This is a genomic window from Alteromonas sp. H02 (genome assembly GCF_059682525.1).
Map to the genome: position 1 here is coordinate 4,950,390 of NZ_CM185021.1, position 23,848 is coordinate 4,974,237.

The following is a 23,848-nucleotide window of genomic DNA, read 5'->3' on the forward strand; positions in this document are numbered from 1 at the left end:
GCTGCGGCCTTTAAGAGGAATTATGTCAGAACAATTTTGGATCGGTGGTTTTTTTGTTGACCTACCTCGCAATCAAATTACCCATAATAATAAAACGCAAACCCTAGCACCCAAAGCATTAGCTGTGTTAACTCACTTAGCCCGTCATCAAGGCCAGGTGGTGAGCCAAGATGCTTTGCTCGACGAAGTGTGGGCTAACACCGTTGTTTCTCCCAACACACTCCAACGTAGCATCGCCCAGTTGCGCAAGGCGTTTGGCGATGATGGCAAAGAACAAAACATTATTAAGACGCATGCGAAGCAAGGGTACAGTCTAGAGTGTGACGTGCGTTGGCAACTCACTGAGCAAGGTGCTGTTGTGCATATTAGGGGCGCACAACCGCAGAGTGATGTCGAAACTCCTCATCCGGAATCATCGCTGCCGCATAACAATGCGCAAACATCATTGTTTGCGTCCCCATTAAAAATGGTGGCGGTTGGGTTGTTCGCAGTGTTGTTTACCTCTATTGCAATAATGGCGGTTTTGAACAGTAATACAGAGGGTTTGACTGTCAAAGAAATCAGAACCATAACTGCAACGGATAACAAAGAGCATTCGGGCGCGTATTCACCTGATGGTCAATATATACTGTTTCATCGGTATTCTGATGTTCAATGTACCAACAATATCTGGGCAAAAAATGTCGACACATTGGAAGAGATTCAACTTACATCTCGACTTGAAGCCTACGGTGGGCACAGTATTTCACCAGATGGAAAGACATTAGCATTTGTGAAAGAGCAAGATTGTACAGCGCCGATCACGCAGAAAAAGTGCTATTTTTTGATGACATTGGATTTTCAAAAAGCGTTAGATGCCCCACAAACACCCACTCAACAGCTCGAATGTAAGCATTCTCGCATCAGGCTATTAACGATGTAAACTGCTCTTCTGATAAGACTTCTTTTTCCAGTAAGGCTTGTGCAACTTTGCTTATTTGCTCCCAGTATTGGTCAACTAATTGATCAGTTTTCAGGGTTGCTTCCTCCAGCCACTCTTTGACTAACTTTTCAGTCTGAGATTTGAAGTGAACTTCACGGCTCCATTCATGTAACACAGTGGTGTCTAAGTTGTAACTATCGGGATGCATTCCGTATTTGGCAACAGGATTCCAGGCAGACCACATGGCCTGCCTCAAATCACTGCTGGCACCGGTATCTAATCCTTCATCTCCGAACTGTTTTACCTGGGCCGCTCGACCAGCTAACGCTACACATGTCTGCGAGAACCAAAAAGCTTTCGTGTAATCAATTTCTTGTTCCCTGTTGTAGGCCACCATTCCTAAAGCTTGTTCTCTGGGCACAATACTTATTTGTTCAATTATTCTCTCTGGCATCAGAACTTTTGAGATAACCGCATGACCAGCCTCATGAAAGGCGGTTTCTGCCAGCATTTTTGCGCACTTATCAAGTGTCCGTTTAGCGCCATATTTAAGAATATTAATTTCTTCCAGTAACGTACTTTGACCAATTTTGCCAGTATTCTTACTTAGAGCCTGAAGCACTGTCTCCCGATGAACCTTCTCTAAATCTGCACCGCTCATACCAGCCGTTAGTGATACGATTAAATCAACATCTATAGCCTCTTCGTAAACGTCGTACTGCAAGAACTTTTCGATAAACCAGCGCCGGGCATTTTTATCCAGGAAAGGAACATGGACATGAAGATCAAGCCTTCCTGAACGTAATAATGCTTCATCAAGTTTATCCAGCCGATTGGTAGCCGCGACAATAAAAACCGCGCCTTTATTTGGCTATTTGCATTCTAAGGTTGGAAATCAGCTTTTCTGCCAAGGCAATGAAAAGGCTCAGTTGGTTGGAAGCTAAAGTATGAGGGGCTGCATTGTACGTATTCCGGACCTTCGCAATGGGTTTCCATCACCAAGGTCAGTAGGCTAACAGCAAAACCATCTGCATACTGAGCTACCAATCCTTGGTAAGGACGCCATTGTTAGCCACTCACACGCATACCTATAAACGCCACCGACCAGAGCACACGTTACTGTATCAATTGGTCGAACGCCACTACCCGGAATTCCTGGATCAGCTTTCACGTCAAGGGAAGTCGTTACCACTTCATGTGGTAAAAGAATTTGAAGAATTTCTTAAGTGTGGGCGTCTTGAACATGGTTTTCTTCGTGTGGTATGTGACGATTGCAAACACGAAAAGCTGCTAGCCTTTAGTTGCAAAAAGCGGGGCTTTTGTCCAAGCTGTGGGGCGAGACGCATGGCCGAGAGTGCCAAATTGTTAGTTGATGATGGTCTTCATGGCTACCCAGTACGTCAATGGGGGTTGAGTTTGCCCATTCCACTAAGGTTGTTACTCGCCAGATATCCCAAACATTTAAGCAATATCATGCAAATCATCCACCGTGCTATTGCGACAGATATTATTCATCGAGCAGGGTACCTGAAAAAGCAAGCAAACACAGGAGCGGTAACTTACATTCAGCGTTTTGGCAGTGCGTTGAATTTAAACATTCACTTTCACATGCTCTTTTTGGAAGGCGTGATCACTCAGGAGTGTGGACAGTCCAAATTCAAGTGCGTTAAAGCACCAAACCATAGTGATATGGAAACCCTCGTGAATGTCATTAGCCATCGCATCGCGACCTACTTGGAGAAGGCCGGGCTCATTCAACGGGATATGGACAACACATTTCTCGATTTACCTATGGGTGATGAAGATAGTTTACTGCCCTTGCAGGCTGCCTCAGTAGATTACCGCATTGCTGTAGGACCAGATACAGGCAAAAAAGTCTTTGCCTTGCAAACCTTACCTGCCAAAGAGGAACAACATTACGGTCAATTAACCTGAGCTTCGGATAAGAAATTAAGAAATCGAAGGAACTAAACGCTCGTTCCCTGATCCGATCATTCGACCAAGAGTAATTGGACCAAAAGGAAGGAACGAGCGTGAATAAGTTAGTTGAAACCTACTGCGATGTCGATGATTTCTGTCAGTTATTTATCAAGCACTGGCAATGCATGCTAGTGGAGAACGGGGAAATCAAGCGTCGCAGAGCCAATCGCTTATCTCCCGCCGAGGTGATGACCATCATTATCCACTTCCACCAGTCGCATTACCGAGATTTCAAGAATTATTATCTTCATTATGTCTGTCGCCATCTCAAAGCCTACTTTCCTGAGTTGTTAAGCTATACGCGTTTTCTTGCTCTGATGCCTGGTGTTGTCGTTCCGATGTGCAGTTACCTAACGTCAAAGCTTGGCGAACCCACCGGAATACAATTTGTCGATTTCACCAAGATAGAGGTATGTCACATCATTCGCGCTAAGAGAAATAGAGTGTTTGAAGGCATTGCCCAGCATAGCAAAGGCACCATGGGGTGGTCGTTTGGATTTAAACTGCATTTGATCATCAATCACCTGGGCGAAATCGTGGCGCTTAAACTCACAAAGGGCAACGTGGATGATCGAAAACCGGTAACAGAAATGGCCGACTCGCTCTTTGGCAAGCTCTACGGTGACAAAGGGTATATCAGCAAAGCACTGTCTGGAGAGCTGTTGGACAAAGGCGTCGAGTTGATCACGACAGTTCGAAAGAACATGAAGAAAAAATTCATATCCCTGTGGGATCGGGCCATCTTAAAGAAGCGATTCATCATTGAGACGGTGAACGATCAATTGAAGAACATTTCTTACATCGAACACTCCCGACACCGCAGCATGCACGGGTTTATGTTGAATTTGCTCGGCGGACTCATCGCCTACTGTTTAAAAGAAGAAAAGCCATCATTGGACTTGACGTCTCAGGAGCTTGAACTGTTAGAGAGCAACAATCTAATGCTGGCTTAACCAGATCTGAGGTCAATTAGCTCAAATAAACGGTTTTAGCTTACACGCTGGGGGGGTTGCAGACAGTCACCACGCTAACAAGCTGGAACGTTTGTGCAGATACATAGCGCGGCCCGCAATTAGCGAGCAACGATTGAGCCTGACCGATTCAGGAAAAGTGCGTTATGAACTCAATACACCCTACAGCAATGGCACGCCGGTGACCGCTCAGCTCACGTGTTTTTCAGCCCGCTGGATTTTGTGAGTAAACTAGCCGCGCTGGTGCCACCACCCAGATTAAATCTTACTCGCTTTTACGGGGTGTTTGCCCCGAATAGTCATGTGCGAGCAGAGGTTACGGCTTCACAGCGGGGAAAGAATAGCCCTCGTTTAGCAGAACACCTGGTGGATTCTGATAACCCCTATCATGCTCGAAGTATGTCATGGTCACCCGGTCACCGGCGCAACGCCCGTAGCCGGCGAGTCAAAGCGTGTATTCAACATCGATATCACGCAATGCGAGGTGTGTGAGAAATTTAACGTAAAGATTATTGCTTGCATAACCGAGGCCAGCGTTATCAATAAAATCTTGTCATATTTGGACAAGCAAAATTTGCCGGAAGCTGACAACGACTCTCTTATGCCACCACTTAGAGCTCCCCCGGACTTTGCCACATCCAGCGACTATATCATTCAACACGACTTTGGTTTTGCTGGGTCGGTCACCGACGCATGAAGCACAAAAACATACCATCACTTGAACATGCAAAATGTTGAGGTCAGGGCTTTCACATATCTCATTGCGGATTTCAGTACCAAAGACCAGTTCAATTGCCTATCTTAACGACAACTACTTCACTGACTTTTGAAAATTACCCATTTGTCACACGTGCAACTAGCCTTAAATACAGCTGACACAAGCGGCTTAAAGAGCTGAATTGGCAATTGAATTGGCAATATTGATGAGACTAACCACTCTTCGGAGTGGTTTTATGTGACCGGTCGCGAAGCGACAGAACACCACGGGTTTACCCGTGGATGAATGAGTCCGAGGCCTGTATGCTACGAAGATGGAAGTTCGAGTCTCATCACATGGTCTTTATAGACTTCAATATCACGTTGTCTGGCTAACTAAATACAGGCCTCGGATACTGAAGCCTTTCGTCGTGGAGTATTTGCGCAAAGTGTTGTCGAAGCTGCTTCGAAGTATGCCCGGCGTCACGATAGAGCGAGTGAGCTTTGATAATGACCATATGCACATGTTGATGGTCATCCCTCCGAAATACTCGATAGGAGAAGTGATGGGTAAACTCAAAGCCCAGTCAGCGTCAAACGTGAGAAAAACATTCAAATGGCAGGGAAAGGTTTATTGGAATGAGAATATTGTTTGGTCGCCGGGTTACTTTGTAAGCAGCGTAGGTTTAGACGAGCACACAATACGGAACTACGTTGAGCATCAAGGTCGGAAGGATTCAGATCAGCTCCGAATGGAGCTGTAACAGTAAGAACCCCGGGCATGCCCGGGGGAATCTATGCAACGATGCCTCATAAATGATACAACGAATGCATAGCAATTTGTTGTTTATAAGCACCATCTAAATGTATGATAAAGAACCAGTATGGCTATATTGGAATAACTTAAAAAATTCAAAGGACTATATAATGAAAAAAATGGGCTTAATTTCAGCAGTGTTAATGGCTATGTTATCCACCGGTTGTGCTCAGCGTGTCGCTGATTTTACATTGGCATCTACCAAAAACGTTGACCTAAACAGTGGTAATTTTGTTAAAGGTAAGCGAGTTTCCGGTGAAGACAAAAAGGCTGTCGTAATTGTCCCACTTGGTATGCCAAGTGTTAAAGAGGCTGCTGATAAAGCAATCGAGCAAGACAGATGCGCGGTTGGCTTAACTGATGTGACAGCCGACTCAGAAGCTTTCGCATTCCTATTCGGTTATGTGAAATATACAATCGAAGGCGATTTGATCATAGACAAAAGCAAACCAGGTTGTGAACACTGGAAAATGTAACGCGTAGTATATTGCAGCTTTTTAAGCCCTCTACCAGGAGGGCTTTTTTACATCCCAAGGATCTCCCAGCCATAAATCCCCGCTTGAGGATCATCCCCCGTGTTATACGCTATTCCCACTTAATGTGGGAATTGGGGCTAAGCTATGTCACAACACGATATGTTTGAACACGATGAACTATTTGCATTCTAAGATTGGAAATCAGCTTTTCTGCCAAAGCAATGAGGAAGCGCTGCTGGTTGGAATCTAAAGTATGAGGGGCGGCATTGTACGTTTTTCGGACCTTGAGACTATAAATTTCCCACCCTATTGATCAGTAGATTTACATTAAAATCATATACACACTGTGATGCCAATTCAAGATAAAGGCGCCATTGCTAGTAACTCACTCTCATACCTATAAACGACATCGTCCAGAGCAGACGTTACTGTATCAATTGGTCGAACGCCACTACCCAGAATTTCAGAAGCAGCTTTCACAAAAAGGGAAGTCGTTACCACTTCATGTGGTAAAAGAGTTTGAAGAGTTTCTTAGGTGTGGTCGGCTTGAGCATGGTTTTTTGCGTGTAGTTTGTGACGACTGCAAGCATGAGAAACTGCTGGCGTTCAGCTGCAAACGCAGGGGATTTTGCCCAAGTTGCGGTGCAAGAAGGATGGCAGAAAGTGCCAAGTTGTTAGTTGAAGATGTTCTTCACGGTTACCCTGTACGCCAATGGGTATTGAGTTTACCCATCCCGCTTCGTCTACTTCTAGCTAGGTATCCCAAACACTTAAGTAAAATCATGCAAATCATTCATCGTGCTATTTCTTGCGATATTGTGCATCGGGCTGGGTATCTTAAGAAGCAAGCAAACACAGGAGCGGTGACTTACATTCAGCGATTTGGTAGTGCACTGAATCTCAATATTCACTTTCACATGCTCTTTTTGGAAGGCGTTATCACTCAGGAGTGTGGACAGTCCAAATTCAAGTGCGTTAAAGCACCAAACCACAATGATATGGAAACCCTCGTGAATGTCATTAGCCATCGCATCGCGACCTACTTGGAGAAGGCCGGGCTCGTTCAACGGGATATGGACAACACATTTCTCGATTTACCCATGGATGACGAAGATAGTTTACTGCCCTTGCAAGCAGCCTCTGTCAATTACCGCATTGCTGTAGGACCAGATACAGGCAAAAAAGTCTTTGCCTTGCAAACCTTACCTGCCAAAGACGAACAACATTACGGTCAATTAGCTCAAATAAACGGTTTTAGCTTACACGCTGGGGTGTTTGCAGACAGCCATCAAACTGACAAACTGGAAAGGCTATGCAGATATATCTCAAGGCCAGCGTTAAGCGAGCAACGATTGAGTCTAACCGATTCAGGAAAAGTAAGATATCAACTGAAAACTCCCTATCAAGACGGTACCACACATGTCTTTTTTACTCCCTTGGATTTCATAGGCAAGCTCGCGGCACTGGTGCCAGTGCCGAGGCTAAACCTTACGAGGTTTTATGGCGTGTTTGCTCCCAATGCTAAGGTGCGTGCCGAGGTAACGGCTTCACAACGCGGTAAGAATAGCCCTCGCTTAGCAGAGCATCTGAAAGATTCAGATAAACCATACCATGCGCGAAGCATGTCGTGGGCACAAAGGTTAAAAAGAGTATTCAATATTGACATCACAGTCTGTGAGGCTTGTGAAAAAACCAACGTCAAAATTATTACTTGTATTACGGATCCGGCTGTTATCCATAAGATTTTGGCGCACCTTGACAAGCAGACTCTTCTTGAAGCAAAAAACGATTCTCTAATGCCGCCACTTCGAGCTCCACCAGCCACAGCCTCATTCAGTGACTACATCATTCAACGCGACTTCGATTTTGGCGCATGAAGCACAAAAAACAGACCATCACTTGAACATGCAACATGTTGAGGTAAGGGCTTTCACATATCTCATTGCGGATTTCAGTACCAAAGACCAGTTATATTGCATCTATCTTGATGACAACTACTTCACTGATTCCTGAAAAGTACCCATTTGACACACGTGCAACTGGCCTTAAATACAGCTGACACAGTGGGTAGTACATAGCGTTAATATTTCTTATAATCGGTATGGACTAGGTCCACCATGTCGTTATGGGACGGTGCTTTGATGCGGGTAAAAGTTGTGCCACTTAATGGATTTTCACTTATTGCACCTTCTAAGAACAACATGTGGAAATGGATATTTAGATTAAGAGCGCTACCGAATCGCTGAATGAGCGTAACGGCACCGGTTTTTGCCTGCTTGTTGGTAAGACCTGCTTTGTTCACAATGTGAGTGGAAATGGCGAGGTGAATGATTTGCATCACCTTGCTCAGTTCACTTGGGTACCTTGCTAGAAGCAATCGAAGCGGAATGGGTAAACTCAATACCCACTGGCGAACGGGATAACCCTGTAACACATCATCTACTAGCAATGCTGCACTTTCGGCCATTCTTCTGGCGCCACAGCTAGGGCAGAAGCCCCCTGCGTTTGCAGCTAAACGCGACTAACTTTTCATGCTTGCAGTCATTACACACCACGCGTAAAAAGCCGTGCTCTAGCCGTCCACAACGCAAGAACTCATCAAACTCATGCTCAACATACTTGGGTAAATACTTGCCTTGGTCGGCTAAGTTTGCTGTAAAATCTGGGTAGTAACGTTCAACCAATTGATAGAGTAGCGTTGTTTCCGGTCGATGGCGCTTGTATGTTTCACTTTGTTGCTTTGCCAGCACATTCGTTCATCACTGAATTATGTACCGACGAGTGTGGCAAAAAAAGGGCTAATTTACGACTGGCTGAATGACCGGTTTAGGATGTTTTTTGTCAGTCATTTAAATAGAAAGGCTATGTTCGGATTAACTGTTGTTGAATCGAAAAGAGCCTGTTTTCGTTAAGGTTTTCTGGATTATCCATAAACCTGAACCAACCCAGGTAGTGTTCCAAGTATTTTGTGGCTACTCCGTGAAACCGTTTTATCCACGCTTTCAGACGGCTGTGATAGGCGTTAACATTCTGAATATGAAAGACTTTATCTATCACCTTAACACCTCCCGCCACGTCTAAGCGCTTGTGTATTAAATCATTTTTCTCAGAAAGAGCTATGTAGGGCTTATATCCATCACTACATAACACACTGTCTTTCTCTAATTTTCCTGCTAGCTCCTGATGCAGAGTTGCCGATGTAACACTTGGCACAACGGCCTCATACGTATTCTTGGCTCTGTCTCTGACCGTTAAAACGGGCACCCAGTCATCTTTTGAACGCCCTCGTTTTTTCGCTTTCATCCCTCTTTTGCGGGGCTGACGAGTCATCCGTTTTGAGCCTTTCTCTGAGTAGGGAAAAAGTGTTTCGTCAGCCTCGATAATACCTTCTAGTTTGCTCGCCTTCAGTGCTGATGGTAGCGCTAGGAATCGATGCCGCCACCTGAACGATGTTTCAAGGTGGAGACCACATTCTTCGGCACATTTACGCAATGGCTTACTGTCCAGCATACAGCGAATATATTCTAACCAAAGCTCTTTGTACCTCAGTCGAGCTAGCGGTGTCGCCGTTGTCGCTACAAAGGTTTTGCCGCAGTTCTTGCAGCGATAACGCTGCATCTTGTTTACCTTGCCGTGCCGATTGATCAGTGAGCTATGGCAGTGCGGACATTCAGGGTTTTCAACCATCCGCTCCTCAAGCTCTGTTATCAACTGTGAGACGCTATCAGTGCCTTTCAGCAGCTTCTCAACATAACGGGTTTGACTATCTGTTAAGTGTTCTAACTCGGCTATAAGCTTTGTAAATTGTGCTGGGATCATGATCAACCCTCAATAACTGTATTCATATACAGTATAGCAACAATTTAGCAGAACATAGCCAATAGAAAAAACTACAAAGCTTGGCTTAATCTACCATCTTTTGCACAAAACGGATGTTAGTCCGTTTCCATTTAAATCGTTACTTCCAACCTCAGAATGCAAATAGCCTTAAGTGCTAAGGTTGGAAAATTATACTTATTCTTTGTTTCGTCAAATTGGGCTTCTCTGCATGATTAATTTTTTCACCGTGATGAGATAATTGTAGAATGCTTTGCTAGCGTTGAGTCTTTTTTGTAAGTATGCAACCGCTATCACTACCGCGATACTAGCCATTATCACTTTGTTTTTAGCCGGTGTAGGTTTGTACGGTATTTTGAGCTACAGTACTCAAATGCGTCGTTTTGAACTAGGGACTAGAATGGCGATTGGGGCAAAGCGAGCGAGTATAGTGACAGTAGTAAACGGACTGATAGGCGCCGGCATATTTGGTTTGCCAGAAGCACTCCATTCAGCGGTGGGAACATTCGCCCCTTGGTTATTGTTGATTGGCGGTATTCTGGTCATGGCCATCGTCATTTGTTTTGCAGAGCTCACCATGTTGACGGATCGCTCCGGTGGCCCACAGCGATATGTAGGTGACGCCTTTGGCGCCTATCCGGGTTTTGTGGTGGGCTGGACCTTTTTCGCTGCTCGCCTTATCAGTCAGGGAGCTAACGTATTGGTGCTGGTTGCATACGCCGCTGCGCTTTGGCCGGCTGTTGGTCAGGGAGCAGGAAAAGTTACTTTGATAATCGTTGTGTTAGGCGGGCTGACATTCATCAACGTGATTGGCATTAAGCGAGTAGTGGCGTTTTTGGGTGCGATGACAGTGCTCAAATTATTACCGTTATTGATACTGCTTGTCGTTGGCATTGGTGCTGCCACCTATGAAGAAGCAGTGGTGTTGCCTCAGTTCACCGCCATTGAAGGTATCGCATTAGCGACCTTATACGCCTATGTCGGGTTTGAAAACGCCACCATTCCGGCTGGCGAAACCAAGAATCCAAAATACGCGATGCCCCGCGCACTGCTATTTGGCATTGCAGTAGTGACGCTTATTTATTTTGGTCTGCAATGGGCATATAGCCATAGTTCAATTGCGGGCACCGGACCTGAAGCGCCGCTTACTTCTCTAGCCGGTGAGTATGCTGGTGACATAGGCGCTTTGCTAATTGCGGCCACCATTGTGGTCAGCGTGCTTGCTAACTTGACAGCAGGGCATACGTCGGCAAGTCGGATGCCGCCATCCCTTGCTGACGATGGTTTGTTGCCCGCTTGGTTTGGTAAGGTATCACGCTGGGGTACTCCAGCAAATTCGATTATATTTTACGGAGTTGGGGCAATTATGTTTGCGTTGTGAGACGACTTTTTAGCGTTGGCGGCAGTAAGCACTCTTGCTCGTTTACTCGCTTATGTTGGATCGATTGTTGCGTTGCCTAAACTTCGCAAGCGAGCCGGTAAACCGTCTGTTAATGCTGCGATCATTGTGGCTGGACCGATTGCACTAGTACTATGTATTTGGGCGACCACACAAACTAACGCCCTGCAATGGCAAACACTCGGTGGCTTTGCTTTGTTCGGCACAATGAATTCAGTATGACTGTGCTCAACCCTCTAAAAGCGGATGGACTATTGAGTGGATCATTAGAATTGATAGCGCAGAATTTTAAGGAATTGCTGTTTTTTCATTTAGACGGTATTTATCAGCAGTTGGACAATCGTTTGTTAAGTCTGTTATTAGCTGTTATCGAGGATAATGCTGAGAACTCACAAGGTTCCCTTTCCAGGCCAGATCTACAAAAACTGGCATTGTTTAGTAAGGGAAACCGCAGCCTGGAGTTAACCGGGCCTTTGCTTAAAGCGCTGCTTTTGCATCCTCTAAACAAAACAGCCTTACGTTCAGGAAAATTTGACCTGGTTATTGATTTTGCGTTAAAGAAAACCCCATCAGCAATATTGGTTTCTCGTTATCAACTGGACGGCAAAAAACACTTACAGAAAAAACTTAAAGAACTCACCAGCGAATTGATGGACATTCAGAATGGCACTAAGCAGTGACTCTTATCGCTGTTATGCCGCTTCATAATCTTTGCGTATCAGGCTGTAAAGATTCATATCGTGGAAGGCACCATTACAGAAACACTTCTCTCGCATTACCCCTTCAAACTCAAACCCCGCTCTTAGGGTTACTGAAATAGAAGGTAAATTACTGGGTAATATCAAAGATTCTACCCGGTTGATTTTGATAGGAAATTTTGCACTAAAGACATAATCCAGAATGCACTTTACAGCTTCGCTGGCGAAGCCTTTTCCCCAATGCTTTGGTGCTAAATCGTATCCAAGGATCACGCTGGCATCGAATTCGTTCCAACTATTAAATCCGCAACTGCCAATCAATTTAGGTTCGCCTTTTTTACGTATTGCCCAGCGAATACCGGTTCGGGTTTCAAACCTGGAGGAGAAATATTTGATCAATTGAACAGCTTCCTTGATTTCTTTAAAGCGCTCAACATCATAATGAGCCGTAACATCAGGATCGGAGAAAATCTCAAAGATTTGCTTGCGATCCGTCTTCTTAAGCTCATTAAGGATAAGACGCTCTGAAGTCAAAATGGGAAAAGGAGCTGCTGGCATGTTTTTCTTCTTCTAGTCGTTTTATTCCATGATAACAAATTGTTTTTGTGGTTGACAGCTTTACGCCTCTAAAGTGCACTTCTGAACTTTTCACCGAGAGCATGCAACTGCTCTTTGCTGATGATTTCGACGTTGTCAGAATCAATGCTGACACCGTCATTAAAAAGTACCGTTCTGAGAAATCCATGCCCGCCAAGGGCATCAACAAAATCATGGTGTTGCTGAGTCAAATAAACCCGTTTTTCCTGCTGAACAAGCAAATTGATGACGAGCATAAGACGGATTAAAGCTATTTTCTACCCCCTATGACAGTTGTCTTTTTGACTAGATTGGTTTGTTGAATTATCGAATTGTGGGAGTATTTTAAGGCGTGTTAGTTTGCAATGTCTTGCGACGATAGGCCTTTGGTGCAGGAAATGGGGGGTGAAGCGCGAATAGCCCCACCATTTACTAGCGTTTTTCTTTACTCTTGCAGCAGTAAATGGAGCCTACGCCCCAAAATTGAAGTCACGTAAAGCACCAAACCACAATGATATGGAAACCCTCGTGAATGTCATTAGCCATCGCATCGCGACCTACTTGGAGAAGGCCGGGCTCGTTCAACGGGATATGGACAACACATTTCTCGATTTACCCATGGATGACGAAGATAGTTTACTGCCCTTGCAAGCAGCCTCTGTCAATTACCGCATTGCTGTAGGACCAGATACAGGCAAAAAAGTCTTTGCCTTGCAAACCTTACCTGCCAAAGACGAACAACATTACGGTCAATTAGCTCAAATAAACGGTTTTAGCTTACACGCTGGGGTGTTTGCAGACAGCCATCAAACTGACAAACTGGAAAGGCTATGCAGATATATCTCAAGGCCAGCGTTAAGCGAGCAACGATTGAGTCTAACCGATTCAGGAAAAGTAAGATATCAACTGAAAACTCCCTATCAAGACGGTACCACACATGTCTTTTTTACTCCCTTGGATTTCATAGGCAAGCTCGCGGCACTGGTGCCAGTGCCGAGGCTAAACCTTACGAGGTTTTATGGCGTGTTTGCTCCCAATGCTAAGGTGCGTGCCGAGGTAACGGCTTCACAACGCGGTAAGAATAGCCCTCGCTTAGCAGAGCATCTGAAAGATTCAGATAAACCATACCATGCGCGAAGCATGTCGTGGGCACAAAGGTTAAAAAGAGTATTCAATATTGACATCACAGTCTGTGAGGCTTGTGAAAAAACCAACGTCAAAATTATTACTTGTATTACGGATCCGGCTGTTATCCATAAGATTTTGGCGCACCTTGACAAGCAGACTCTTCTTGAAGCAAAAAACGATTCTCTAATGCCGCCACTTCGAGCTCCACCAGCCACAGCCTCATTCAGTGACTACATCATTCAACGCGACTTCGATTTTGGCGCATGAAGCACAAAAAACAGACCATCACTTGAACATGCAACATGTTGAGGTAAGGGCTTTCACATATCTCATTGCGGATTTCAGTACCAAAGACCAGTTATATTGCGTCTATCTTGATGACAACTACTTCACTGATTCCTGAAAAGTACCCATTTGACACACGTGCAACTGGCCTTAAATACAGCTGACACAGTGGGTAGTACATAGCGTTAATATTTCTTATAATCTGACACAGTGGGTAGTACATAGCGTTAATATTTCTTATAATCCGCGGAGAATAAGATTTTTGACGGCGATCGCGAAGCGGTGCGCCGGCAAGCGGTTGCTTATGCCTTACAGCAACTGTTAAATCAGATTTAATTCGGTAGAAGAGTGTGAATGATTATAAAGTATGGTTGTCAGCGAATATTCCGCATCCGCTCTAGTTTCCCATTATTGATTTCATTTGTTTCGATCTCGATCTTCGCGGAGAACCGCGAGCCGGACGTATGGGGGTTGGCGTTCGGCGTGCGCTCGGCCGAGATCCCGTATACGACCGACATCGATACGGTCAACGATGTGGTCCCGTTGATTTATTACGATAATAACGAATACTTTTTTATCCGCGGTTTGACCGGTGGGTTGCGCTTTTACCAGAACGAGACACTCGAAACGAGCTTCATCGGTCGTTACCGCTTCTTCGATATCCCGGCCGATTTTCAGAACGAAGTCCAGGGCAACGCGTTCGATGTCGGTTTGCAATTAAAGTACAAGATTACCCCCCAATTCGACGTCGATTTCGAAGTACTGGACGATCGCAAAGGCCGGGCCCATGCCAACATCGTCGCCAATTACCAATGGTCGGGCGGTGATTGGGATCTGTATCCCTCCATGCGCTTGCGCTGGAAAGATGACGATTTCAACAACCGTTACTACGGCCTGGACCTCTACGAGCCGGGCAGCGGTTTTGATTTTAAAGTGGGGATCGACGCGCGTTACCAGGTGTGGAGTAATTTTTATCTTGTCGGTCGGGCCGCGGTTACGTCGCTCGAAAACGACGTGACGACGAACCCCGTCATCACCCGCGATACGCAAAGCGAGTTGTATTTCGGGATCGCCTTGTTCAACGACAAGAAAAAACCACGCAACGCTTTACTCAAGACCAAACCGTACCTACGCCTTGCTCACGGTTGGGCGACGCCGTCGAACATAGGGGAAATCCTGGCTGGACAAACACAAAAGGATCCTTTCAACAATCAACTCACTTCGGTTTTTTACGGCATACCGGTTTCCGATACGTTATTGACCTTACCGATCCAGATCTACGTGACCCCCGGCCTGGTCTACCATTATTCCTCTGCGGTGCAGGAAAACTTTCCGGAATACGTCTTGGCGCTGAAAGGTTATTACACGGTGCGCTGGCCGTTCCGCTGGCGTATCGGACTCGCCGAAGGGATCTCCTACGCGGCGGAAATTCCCTACATCGAAAAAACCGAACTCGAAGAAAAAGGCTTTCGGCCCAGCAACCTGCTCAACTACCTGGATTTTTCCATCGACATGAACCTCGGGGATATTTTCCGCAGCGAAGCGTTACAAAACCTCTGGGTGGGGTACAGCATTCATCATCGTTCGGGGATCTTCCAGACTTCCTCCGCGTTCGGTCGTATCAGGGGCGGCAGTAACTACAATACCTTTTATTTGCAATACCACTGGTAAGTGCACCGCCGGCTGAAAGACGCTTCTATCATTAACGTTTCATGGCAAATCGCTGTCGATATTGGTTGGGGGTTAAGCCGGTGTGACGCTTGAACAGACGGCGAAACGTGCTGTCGTCCTGGTAACCGACCCGCTGCATGATTTCTACGGCGGACAAGCGAGAGGTTTCGAGTAAATTCTTGCTCTTTTCGATCCGCACTTTCTGGATAAACTGGATCGGACTTGCGCCGGTACGTTGTTTAAACCGTCGTACCAGGGTGCGTTGGCTGGTGGCCAGGGCGTCGGCCCAGGCTGGTGCCCACGGCCTGGCGCATAGTTACGCCGCCAAGCGCCAGCAGTGCCGGCACAATTAAGAAGCCCCCCCCAACCCCGACCAAGCCAGCAATCATGCCCACCACCACAGCCGCCGGAATGAGCTTTACCAGAGACACCTCATTACTGGCAGCAACGCTAATGGGCTTAAGCATAAAACGGCTGGCAAGCAACATAATAACGGCGAATAACACTAACTGAGCCAGACCACTGAAGTACTGAGAAAGTTGCGCGCCCAGATAGGTACCAACCATACTGGGCAAGCCAAAACTGACCACTTTCTGCCAAGCCACCAAACCGGCCCGTTGCTGACGCCACACCCCTGCCAGCGCAATACCGCCCACAATTAACAGGGATTCCGCAATCGCCACTTTAGGCGGGCGCTCAACCACATAGGTCAGCAGCGGCACGGTGAGAATCGAACCACCAGAGCCGAGCAGGCCAAGACTCACACCAATCACAATGGCGCCAATAAAGGTAAGCAACATGGCTACGGCTTAACCGTCAGGGGAATTTTCAGGTAGCACTTGCCATTGTCTTCTACTGGTGGCATCTGGCCCGCTCTGACATTCACCTGAATGGCAGGGAGTAACAGTTTAGGCACCGCCAATGTGGCATCCCGGGCTTCCCGCATGGCCACAAAATCGGCCTGGCTGACGCCATCTTTTACATGAATATTGTTGCGACGCTGCTCAATCACCGAGGTTTCCCAGGCGAAGTGATCCCGAGTCGGGCTCCTATAATCATGCCCTACAAACATCCGGGTAGCCTCCGGCAAGGCCAGAATTTTACGGATAGACTGATAAAGGGTTTGTGCACCAGGGCGAGAGCATGAGTGCTCAAATTTCGTTCAACGCTACCAAACCCGCCGCTAACACCTTTTCCAAGTAATCAGTGCTGCCATGCGCACGCTTCTGTTTCCGTGGCACACTCGTTTTTCTGGTTGTCTCCGCACGAAGCATGTTCAAGGCAAGCTTCCTCGCTCCTGACAGTATTTCGGCGGCATTGCCACGATATATCTGGCATTCATCTTCTTTCATTGAGACATCAAGGACCCAATGAAGACTGTTTTCTACTGCCCAATGACTACGCACTGCGTTGGCAAAGCGTGCTTTAGTTAAAGCTGCTGAACTGATGTAGTACCGGTATTCCAAAGATGCTTTACCTTTTTTTGGCTGCCGATAGCTTAACGTAACGCCTATCGTTTTCAGCCCTTTCCATTCAGGAAACCTATTCACTAACGATGCCGCATCCATAACATGGTACGCTCTTGCTTCGCCTCGTCCATGATGTTTCTCCAGACAAATGACTTCTTGGTTTACAGCACCCGCAAGCTCATTGCGCACGGCATCATGAAGTTCCTTTTGATTACCTTTTAGAGCAAGAAGATAATCACCACCACTCTCTACAATCTTCTCCGCAATAGCAGTTTGGCAGCCCATCGCATCTATTGATATCAAGCAACCTTTGATATCCAGCAGGTTCAGTAAGGCTGGAATGGCTGTGATTTCATTCGACTTACTCTGGGTCTTAATTTGCCCCAATACCACATTATTTTCGGCTGCAAACGCATTCACCATATGGATGGCTGATTGCCTGTCTTCACGATTGTAAGAACCGCAAAGCCGCTTACCATCAATCGCAATTAACTGCCCGTCGGATAACTCGGCGACTGACTGCATCCAACCGATAAAGCAACGCTGGAATTGTTCGCTATCGACTCTTGATATCACACGAGCAATCGTGTCATGAACGGGCAGTCCATTTTTGAAAAGCCCTTTCTCGCGAAACCAGTCAAAGTGTAAATCACCAAAATCTTCAATGTCTTCCCAGCCTTTGGCACCAGCGATGGAAGCACACACGACAAGGAATAAAATATCAGTGAATAAATGTGCCACCTTAGCTGATTGACGAGGATCTTCTAACTCACTAAAAAGCTGTTCAAATGCACCTGTACCCATGACTCTCTCCGCAAAAGAGAGTATAAGATCACAGTCACTAAATTTCGTCCAGTTGTAATATCTCTTGTTAACTCAGTTGGTCAATAAATGTTCGTGATCTTGCCCTGGTTTGTGCACTGCCGTTAGGAAAATCCGCGCGCGCCGTACCGTAATCCGGCATAAACAGGGTATCGCCCACAAACACCGCATCTTCTATGTAGTAAGACACACAGGCCGGGGTGTGACCGGGCGTGTGCAGCACTTCAATATCAAGGTGCCCCAGCGTAATCACTTCCCCGTCGACAAACAGCTGGTCGAACTGACTGCCGTCAGTGAGAAATGTGCTTTCCAGGTTATAAATTGCTTTAAACGTGGATTGTACGCGGCGAATATGGTCGCCTACACCAATCAGCCCACCGAGCTTTTCCTTGATGTAAGGGGCAGCAGTGAGGTGATCGGCATGGGCGTGAGTTTCCAGGATCCATTCCAGTGTTAAGCCATTTTTGTCAACGTAATTGACAAGTTTGTCAGCGAACTCGTGGGAGATTTGCCCGGCTGCGGCGTCGTAGTCGAGTACCGGATCGATAATCGCGCAGCTGCTGGTGGCACGGTCAGTTACCACGTAGGTCACGGTAAACGTGGGCTCATGGAAAAATGGCGTGATCTGAATTTTGCTCATTTGCCAGCTCTCTGTATCAAAATAAAGTAGGTCTATAGTTTGATACAGCAAAAGCTTTGCCAGCTGGCCAGGGCGCTATCCAGAACGGCTTACAATCACGCCAAAAAAACACAAGCCATTGATTAATATATGTTTATATTATTTAGGATTTTTTGATTTTAATGGCATAATTCGCCAAATACGTTGTTGAGCTCGTACCTTTTCAGGGGTTTCACGTTGCCCTGTAAAGGTGACATAGATAAGCGGTTTGCAACTTCTATCGATGATGGCGTAGGGCTTTGCTGTCGAGTCTGTTTTCATAGTGGCGAGCATAAATTTAATTTACGATATATACGCATAGTTTTCGTTTATGGTCTTAATGTTGCGAGGCGCTTTTTCAACTAGTGCTTTGCACGATTTATCACGTTTTCATAGGGAAGCTAAGGCGAATAGGAAAGCGACGGCGAACCGCATTGGTCCGCCATCTAATCTGATGCCGTATCAAAGCGTGTTAGATCGTTGAAGGTAATCATGTCACGCAACTCTTTTCCATACTCCTCACCACGTTCAGAGTATTTGTTTAAACCGTGGGTAAGCGGTAACCCAGAAATAACAAACCCTTTTTCCCTAAGTGATTGGCGAATAGTGCGAAGCGGTTTGTAGGCATCATGACGATTTAAATTCATCATGTAGCTTTCGACCGAATCTGCTGGTGAACGAAAGTCGGCGACCTCATGGGCTTTTCCTTTATCACGAGACTGGGGAACAATGCCGCAGCCTTTGGTAAAGCACCATTGGCCAAAGAAGTTGTTCCCTTGTTTAGCAAAACGAGACGTGCCCCACGCACTTTCGTTTGCAGCCTGAGCGAGTGCTAATGAAACGGGCACCACATCCGCGCGACGCAACAATAATTGACAAGCAGACTCTTGTTGTAGATCGGCATCGTCAATCCGATACTTGGTTAAGTAACTTTCTAGCGAGGCCGCGTCACTGTTACCCTTATCGCATATTTTTTGAATTTGTCGTCTATCTGCGGCTAGTTGCTTATTAGCATCAACGATTATAGGGGTAAAATAATTGAAGAACGCGGTTTTGCGCTCTGGCCCAGCAGCGTAGGCAGTAAAATCAGGTGCTAATTCCTTGGCGAAAAAAATAAACCATACAGCTACACTAAGCAGTAGTGCGGAGCCTAAAAAAACAATATATTTAAAGTTTAGAATTGAATTCTTCCTTTTGATTAGTCAACGTTGTGATACTTAAGCTGTACCATAATTAATGGAAATATAGGTTAACCGCCTGAATACTTTATACAAGTTAAACTTAATATAGAAAATAAGCACGGTACGCTGTATAAAAATCGCGTAAAAATTTCAAACTGAGTGCACACTCGGTCTTGTGTACAACGATCTATTAATAAAGTGCACTCAGCAATGAAAAAAGGGGTTGCAACTATGTTAGCCGTAAACGCCCTTTGCTTTACTTTTCAGCTTAATACTGGCGATTAGCATATAAATGCTGGTGGCGAGGAGACAAGTAAATAAGTAACCCATCAGGCCTTGTTCACGCAGTATAAAACCATCGGCTATAATGGGTCCTGCAACTGAACCAAGACTATAACTGAAAAGCATAATCTGAGTAGCCGACACAATGTAATGGGCATCAAGGTTGTCGCAAGCAAGGTTGATGGCAACCGGATATAGGGCAAATAGGGCCATTCCAAGAAGGAATAGACCGGCGCCCAGTGCATATAAACCTGCAAAGGACAGTGTAAGAGAAATAGCAGCAACGCCCAGTAAGCAAAACAGGGCCATTAGTAGAGTTCTGGATAAATAGCGAGATAACATAGGGATCAAAGGCTGAACAGCCATTGCCCCAAGAATGACCAGCGCCATCAATCCTCCCAAGTGCTGATGAGCAATACCTCGCTGTATCAACTCTAGGGGCATTAAGCCGTAAACAGCACCTAGCGTTAACCCTGATACAATACATCCCATTATTGCAGCGTGATTGAGCTTGGTGATTTGCTTAAACGATAGTGGTGTGATTTCCGCGCTACTGGGCTGATCGCTTTTTATAAGCAGTAATACACCAACAGCAAAAAGTAGCGCAGTAAAAATGGCGACAAAAGGCATCACACCGTGAACGCCAACAAAGCCAAGGCAAAGCTGTCCTAACGAGCTGCCACCATAGAACGCTCCCATATAAAGGCCCACGCGCTTGGCGCGGTCGGCTTCATTACCATGTAATAACCAAGACTCAACAACAACGAATACACCTGCAACGGCAACGCCAGCAACGAACCGGGCAAGCAACCAAACGCTGGCGTCAGGGATTGCAGGCATTATGGCAATAGTAGTGATGAGCGTACCTAAACACCAAACAAATCCGTTTCGGTGTCCCAAGCGGGTAACCAAAGGCTCAATGGCCAACGCACCGAGAAGAAGGCCTGCATAAAAGCTACTTGCTAACCAACTGGCCAGCGACGTATCAAGGCCATAGTGCGTTAGCATAAGTGGAATGAGGCTCATTAAATAGCCTGACGCTATCGCATACATTGCCAGGGCAATCACCGGCGCTGAAATGCGTACTTTAGGCTCTGTAGACAATGTGTTTTCCAACGTTAAAGCCCCTGCAATCCGCAACTGCGTTCTAATGGCTATTAATTATTTGCGGGAATATGAGGGAATTTAACGGCGAGGTAAAACAAAAAGAAATGGTCGTAAAGAGCGATTTTATTACATGTTGAAGTGTGGAGGTGGTCTGAAAAGACGCTGGTTATAAGCGCGCACCGCAGGGCCAAGTTATCGCCCCTGCTTGCTTACAATTTTGCTATTTACATTTGAAAGCGTACGCCTGCAAATACGGTTCTTTCGAGGGCAGGTTCGATACCATCATTTCTCACGCGAGAATAATAGTTCTCGTCTAAAAGGTTATTAATGCCTCCATATACTGCCCATTGCGAATCGATACGATATTCAGCGGTCAGGTCAACAACTTCATAGGAAGGAATTAGCGCGGCTATTTCATCGATGCCTGTTCCTCTAGACGCATTCGAGTCTTGCCAAAATTGCTCGTCTACCATTGTCGCAGTAAGCGCGACATCAAGCTTTTCCGTGTTGTATATAAACCCGGCGCGTAAAAGATACTCCGGTGCAAAAGCGGTGGTATTTCCAACCAGGCTCTCGTTAAGGGAAGAGACGATTTCGGCATCAAGCAACGAGCCATTGGCAAAAATTCTAAAACTTTCGTCAGCACGACCCGCAAAAAGGTCGTAGTCGACGCTAAACTCTACGCCTTGATGGCGAGAGTCGCCAGAGTTCACTCGCTCTATGTCAGCGATATTTACCTGAATAGTTTCAATTTTGTCGTCAAAGTCGATTCTAAACGCACTCACGTCAAGTACAAGACCATCAACAGGCATGGCGCGGTAACCAAATTCATAGTTCATTGCACTAGAAACATCGGGGCCATTTGAGCTGGCGAGTTCTGAATTGGGGTTGGCCAAATCATCAAATCGTTGAGGGCGATAAGATTCAGAAACGTTTGCATAAAGCTCACTGATTTCGTTGAGCTGATACATCATGCCAAGACCGAGTAGCAGTTCATTTTCAGTCTCGTCTACGTCGATAGGATCTCGGTTTAGACTTGGATTTTTAGTCAACTCTTCTAAGTCGTAATTAACGCGCTCATAACGTAGGGTAGGTACCACACTCAATTTATCGAATTTGAATAAATTTTCGATAAATACGGCGTTATACGTCATTTTACGGTCTTGATCGAATAGCAAGTCAGCGGCGTTCTGTTGGTTAGAGCGAATATCGCTACTGACGTGACGAGTTCTTGGGCTATCTCCCCAGTAAGAGGTTGTCCCCACAGTCAGCACATTGTTGTCGCCCCAGGCTTGCGCATAACGGGCGTCGAAGCCCCAATTATCGAATTCTTGTTGATCAATATTTGTGGTAGCAGGCTCATTCTCAGGCTCAGAAAATTGCCCAGAACGGCGACTAAAGCGGTCCATGTATGAATACCAGACATTCGCGTCAAGCGTCGCACTATCGCTAATCTTCTGCGCAAAAGTAAAATTAGCCAGTACTTGTTCTATCTCAACACGATTGAATGGGGTTAATGTTTGATTGCGGTCTTGTTCAAATTCCGTCGTACTCAAACGACCTGCTTCACCAGAGTCTGAGTTGTATACATCAAGTTCGAAACCAAGGCGAATGTCGTCAAACCCTTCATAAGCCACACTAACGTGGCCTGATGTTACATCGAAATCTTCATTATCTCGAGGGCCGTCGGCCGAACGGTGGTCTACCGATGCAAAGAAACCGAAGTCTCCAGTTGAAGTGGCAAACTCATTATAAGTGCTATATAGCCCATTGCTCCCGAGTGCTTGATCGGTTCGAAAGCCCGTATCGCGGCCTACTTCTGCGCGCTTGGTAATAAAGTTTACCGTCGGCCCTATTTGTGGACCGTAAATTAAACCCGACCCGCCGCGAACGAATTCTATGCGCTCAATACGCTGTGCTGGCGGCATGTAGTAGATGGTAGGGTATCCGAAAAGGTCTGCGGCTAGGGGAATATTGTTTTGAAAAAAGCCCACGAACTCAGACTCATGAGGGTTTCCTAAGCCGCGGTAGTTCACATTGTAAAAACTGGGGATGGCTTGATCTGAAACGAAGAGCCCCGGCAGCGTAGAAAACATCTGTCTTAAGTTTGGCTCAATGAAGTTAGGCATTTCATCAAGCTCTACCACTGAGGTCTTTTTGCCCTCAAAGATTTTGCCAGAATCAACGGCAGCCATGGTGCGTGGAAATGTTGAATCGCTATTTCCACTAATGGTGATACGCTCAATATCGTCTGGCGCTATAGCCGCCATTGCGGACGCGCTCGACAGTCCCGCTAGTGCAAATGCTATCGCTTTACCCAATTTAGATACTCTACTTACATTTCTCATAAATTTACCCTTTAATACTCTAAATACAAATGATAATGGTTCGTATATGATATATATAATTGTTTTTTTATCAACAAAAAATTCGAAGAATAAAATCTATTTAACAAAAATGCTTATGAACTAGATGATTGCCCACTCAGAGGGCGCTAGCAAGTCTCCTAGCGAAACGTGAGAATCCAGGAGTGGCTGTTCCCTTTCAAATTCCCAGGACGAAGCTACGCATAGTGAAGGTTTCTTTGATATCTGCCGGAGCGGTGGGATCCAGGTTTTCCTCCAGCAATCCCTGATAACCAAAGTTTTCCTGAGCAGAGCGATAACCGCAGCGGGATTTGGTTTGCTGATCGCCGGTAAAAAATACACGGCTGACCGCATAAACTTCCGCTAATAATGTCGGCTCTATACCAATGTCGCTGATTTGCATAAACCCAGACTGGCTTAAGCTCTTGTGGATTGCCTGCGCCGGGGCAGGATGTGGATAAAAGGGGATGACAGGTAAGGTCATTTTTGCTCTCTTTAAAAAATGGG

The 23,848-nt window shown here is 45.9% G+C and carries 26 protein-coding genes and 2 pseudogenes; 14 read left to right on the forward strand and 14 right to left on the reverse strand.

The genetic code is table 11. From position 1 onward, the window contains the following. Positions 1-22: 22 nt before the first annotated feature. Positions 23-922 (forward strand): winged helix-turn-helix domain-containing protein, encoded by a 900-nt coding sequence (locus AC566Q_RS22875; RefSeq protein WP_499607888.1) that lies wholly within the window; start codon positions 23-25, stop codon positions 920-922. Here AC566Q_RS22875 and AC566Q_RS22880 read toward each other — a convergent pair. Next, positions 903-1,646, reverse strand: a complete 744-nt coding sequence (locus tag AC566Q_RS22880) for an ATP-dependent metallopeptidase FtsH/Yme1/Tma family protein (protein WP_499607886.1) — start codon at positions 1,644-1,646, stop codon at positions 903-905. The genes AC566Q_RS22875 and AC566Q_RS22880 overlap by 20 nt on opposite strands. A gap of 54 nt (positions 1,647-1,700) precedes the next feature. Further along, positions 1,701-1,772 (reverse strand): annotated as a pseudogene (locus tag AC566Q_RS22885) (AAA family ATPase); the annotation flags it as partial. A 215-nt stretch (positions 1,773-1,987) separates the two neighbouring features. Here AC566Q_RS22885 and AC566Q_RS22890 point away from each other — a divergent pair. The 8 genes from AC566Q_RS22890 (at position 1,988) to AC566Q_RS22925 (ending at position 7,739) form a co-directional block, all read left to right on the forward strand. Beyond that, positions 1,988-2,857, forward strand: a complete 870-nt coding sequence (locus AC566Q_RS22890; RefSeq protein WP_499611518.1) for a transposase zinc-binding domain-containing protein — start codon at positions 1,988-1,990, stop codon at positions 2,855-2,857. A gap of 98 nt (positions 2,858-2,955) precedes the next feature. After that, the gene (locus AC566Q_RS22895) at positions 2,956-3,855 is read left to right on the forward strand and encodes an IS982 family transposase (protein ID WP_499611521.1); all 900 of its coding nucleotides are present in this window, start codon (positions 2,956-2,958) and stop codon (positions 3,853-3,855) included. Positions 3,856-3,880: 25 nt separating this feature from the next. Continuing rightward, complete coding sequence (locus tag AC566Q_RS22900; protein WP_499617599.1) at positions 3,881-4,099, forward strand: transposase; 219 nt, start codon at positions 3,881-3,883, stop codon at positions 4,097-4,099. Then, the gene (locus tag AC566Q_RS22905; RefSeq protein ID WP_499611525.1) at positions 4,096-4,365 is read left to right on the forward strand and encodes a hypothetical protein; all 270 of its coding nucleotides are present in this window, start codon (positions 4,096-4,098) and stop codon (positions 4,363-4,365) included. Before AC566Q_RS22900 ends, AC566Q_RS22905 begins: the two co-directional genes overlap by 4 nt. Continuing rightward, the gene (locus AC566Q_RS22910; RefSeq protein WP_499617640.1) at positions 4,262-4,570 is read left to right on the forward strand and encodes a hypothetical protein; all 309 of its coding nucleotides are present in this window, start codon (positions 4,262-4,264) and stop codon (positions 4,568-4,570) included. Before AC566Q_RS22905 ends, AC566Q_RS22910 begins: the two co-directional genes overlap by 104 nt. Positions 4,571-4,904: 334 nt before the next feature. Then, positions 4,905-5,333, forward strand: a complete 429-nt coding sequence (gene tnpA, locus AC566Q_RS22915) for an IS200/IS605 family transposase (RefSeq protein WP_499611530.1) — start codon at positions 4,905-4,907, stop codon at positions 5,331-5,333. 100 nt (positions 5,334-5,433) lie between these two features. Further along, positions 5,434-5,862 carry a hypothetical protein gene (locus tag AC566Q_RS22920; protein ID WP_499611534.1) on the forward strand — a complete coding sequence of 143 codons (429 nt, stop codon included), beginning with the start codon at positions 5,434-5,436 and terminating at the stop codon, positions 5,860-5,862. 362 nt (positions 5,863-6,224) lie between these two features. Continuing rightward, on the forward strand, positions 6,225-7,739 hold the full coding sequence (locus AC566Q_RS22925) for a transposase (RefSeq protein WP_069945706.1): 1,515 nt from the start codon (positions 6,225-6,227) through the stop codon (positions 7,737-7,739). A gap of 221 nt (positions 7,740-7,960) precedes the next feature. Here the strand turns inward: AC566Q_RS22925 and AC566Q_RS22930 are convergent. Both AC566Q_RS22930 and AC566Q_RS22935 read right to left on the reverse strand, forming a co-directional pair. Next, positions 7,961-8,612 (reverse strand): annotated as a pseudogene (locus tag AC566Q_RS22930) (transposase zinc-binding domain-containing protein); the annotation flags it as partial. A gap of 112 nt (positions 8,613-8,724) precedes the next feature. Beyond that, on the reverse strand, positions 8,725-9,681 hold the full coding sequence (locus tag AC566Q_RS22935) for an IS1595-like element ISAma5 family transposase (RefSeq protein WP_499608922.1): 957 nt from the start codon (positions 9,679-9,681) through the stop codon (positions 8,725-8,727). A 418-nt stretch (positions 9,682-10,099) separates the two neighbouring features. Here AC566Q_RS22935 and AC566Q_RS22940 point away from each other — a divergent pair, with 418 nt between their 5' ends. Together AC566Q_RS22940 and AC566Q_RS22945 are read left to right on the forward strand one after the other, a co-directional pair. Next, positions 10,100-11,080 carry an APC family permease gene (locus AC566Q_RS22940; protein WP_499611493.1) on the forward strand — a complete coding sequence of 327 codons (981 nt, stop codon included), beginning with the start codon at positions 10,100-10,102 and terminating at the stop codon, positions 11,078-11,080. A 236-nt stretch (positions 11,081-11,316) separates the two neighbouring features. Further along, a complete protein-coding gene (locus tag AC566Q_RS22945; RefSeq protein WP_499611496.1) occupies positions 11,317-11,778 on the forward strand; it encodes a hypothetical protein in 462 nt (153 codons plus the stop codon). A gap of 12 nt (positions 11,779-11,790) precedes the next feature. Here the strand turns inward: AC566Q_RS22945 and AC566Q_RS22950 are convergent, their stop codons facing one another. Beyond that, complete coding sequence (locus tag AC566Q_RS22950) at positions 11,791-12,354, reverse strand: GNAT family N-acetyltransferase (protein ID WP_499611501.1); 564 nt, start codon at positions 12,352-12,354, stop codon at positions 11,791-11,793. A 101-nt stretch (positions 12,355-12,455) separates the two neighbouring features. Between AC566Q_RS22950 and AC566Q_RS22955 the strand changes: the two genes are divergently transcribed. From AC566Q_RS22955 to AC566Q_RS22965, 3 genes are all read left to right on the forward strand, one after another. Beyond that, on the forward strand, positions 12,456-12,641 hold the full coding sequence (locus tag AC566Q_RS22955; protein WP_071978359.1) for a hypothetical protein: 186 nt from the start codon (positions 12,456-12,458) through the stop codon (positions 12,639-12,641). 214 nt (positions 12,642-12,855) lie between these two features. Then, entirely contained in the window at positions 12,856-13,767 is a 912-nt protein-coding gene (locus AC566Q_RS22960) for a transposase (protein WP_499611506.1), read from the forward strand. A gap of 372 nt (positions 13,768-14,139) precedes the next feature. Further along, entirely contained in the window at positions 14,140-15,456 is a 1,317-nt protein-coding gene (locus tag AC566Q_RS22965) for a MipA/OmpV family protein (RefSeq protein WP_499611537.1), read from the forward strand. 31 nt (positions 15,457-15,487) lie between these two features. On the opposite strand, the gene AC566Q_RS22970 is transcribed toward AC566Q_RS22965, so the two are convergent. From AC566Q_RS22970 to AC566Q_RS23010, 9 genes are all read right to left on the reverse strand, one after another. Next, positions 15,488-15,733, reverse strand: a complete 246-nt coding sequence (locus AC566Q_RS22970; protein WP_499617601.1) for a helix-turn-helix domain-containing protein — start codon at positions 15,731-15,733, stop codon at positions 15,488-15,490. Continuing rightward, the gene (locus AC566Q_RS22975) at positions 15,696-16,256 is read right to left on the reverse strand and encodes a sulfite exporter TauE/SafE family protein (protein ID WP_499611543.1); all 561 of its coding nucleotides are present in this window, start codon (positions 16,254-16,256) and stop codon (positions 15,696-15,698) included. The genes AC566Q_RS22970 and AC566Q_RS22975 overlap by 38 nt, the downstream gene beginning before the upstream one ends. 2 nt (positions 16,257-16,258) lie before the next feature. After that, positions 16,259-16,528, reverse strand: coding sequence for a hypothetical protein (locus AC566Q_RS22980; RefSeq protein ID WP_499611549.1), 270 nt, complete (start codon positions 16,526-16,528; stop codon positions 16,259-16,261). Between the two features lie 79 nt (positions 16,529-16,607). Then, positions 16,608-17,729, reverse strand: coding sequence for an ISAs1 family transposase (locus tag AC566Q_RS22985; RefSeq protein WP_499610468.1), 1,122 nt, complete (start codon positions 17,727-17,729; stop codon positions 16,608-16,610). Positions 17,730-17,796: 67 nt separating this feature from the next. After that, positions 17,797-18,387 (reverse strand): MBL fold metallo-hydrolase, encoded by a 591-nt coding sequence (locus tag AC566Q_RS22990; protein ID WP_499611553.1) that lies wholly within the window; start codon positions 18,385-18,387, stop codon positions 17,797-17,799. A gap of 464 nt (positions 18,388-18,851) precedes the next feature. Next, a complete protein-coding gene (locus AC566Q_RS22995; RefSeq protein ID WP_377939713.1) occupies positions 18,852-19,274 on the reverse strand; it encodes a glucosaminidase domain-containing protein in 423 nt (140 codons plus the stop codon). A gap of 546 nt (positions 19,275-19,820) precedes the next feature. Further along, positions 19,821-20,984, reverse strand: coding sequence for an MFS transporter (locus tag AC566Q_RS23000; protein WP_100972757.1), 1,164 nt, complete (start codon positions 20,982-20,984; stop codon positions 19,821-19,823). 215 nt (positions 20,985-21,199) lie between these two features. Then, a complete protein-coding gene (locus tag AC566Q_RS23005; protein WP_020745975.1) occupies positions 21,200-23,323 on the reverse strand; it encodes a TonB-dependent receptor family protein in 2,124 nt (707 codons plus the stop codon). 196 nt (positions 23,324-23,519) lie between these two features. Continuing rightward, complete coding sequence (locus tag AC566Q_RS23010) at positions 23,520-23,825, reverse strand: 2-oxoglutarate and iron-dependent oxygenase domain-containing protein (RefSeq protein WP_024024471.1); 306 nt, start codon at positions 23,823-23,825, stop codon at positions 23,520-23,522. Positions 23,826-23,848: the final 23 nt, after the last annotated feature.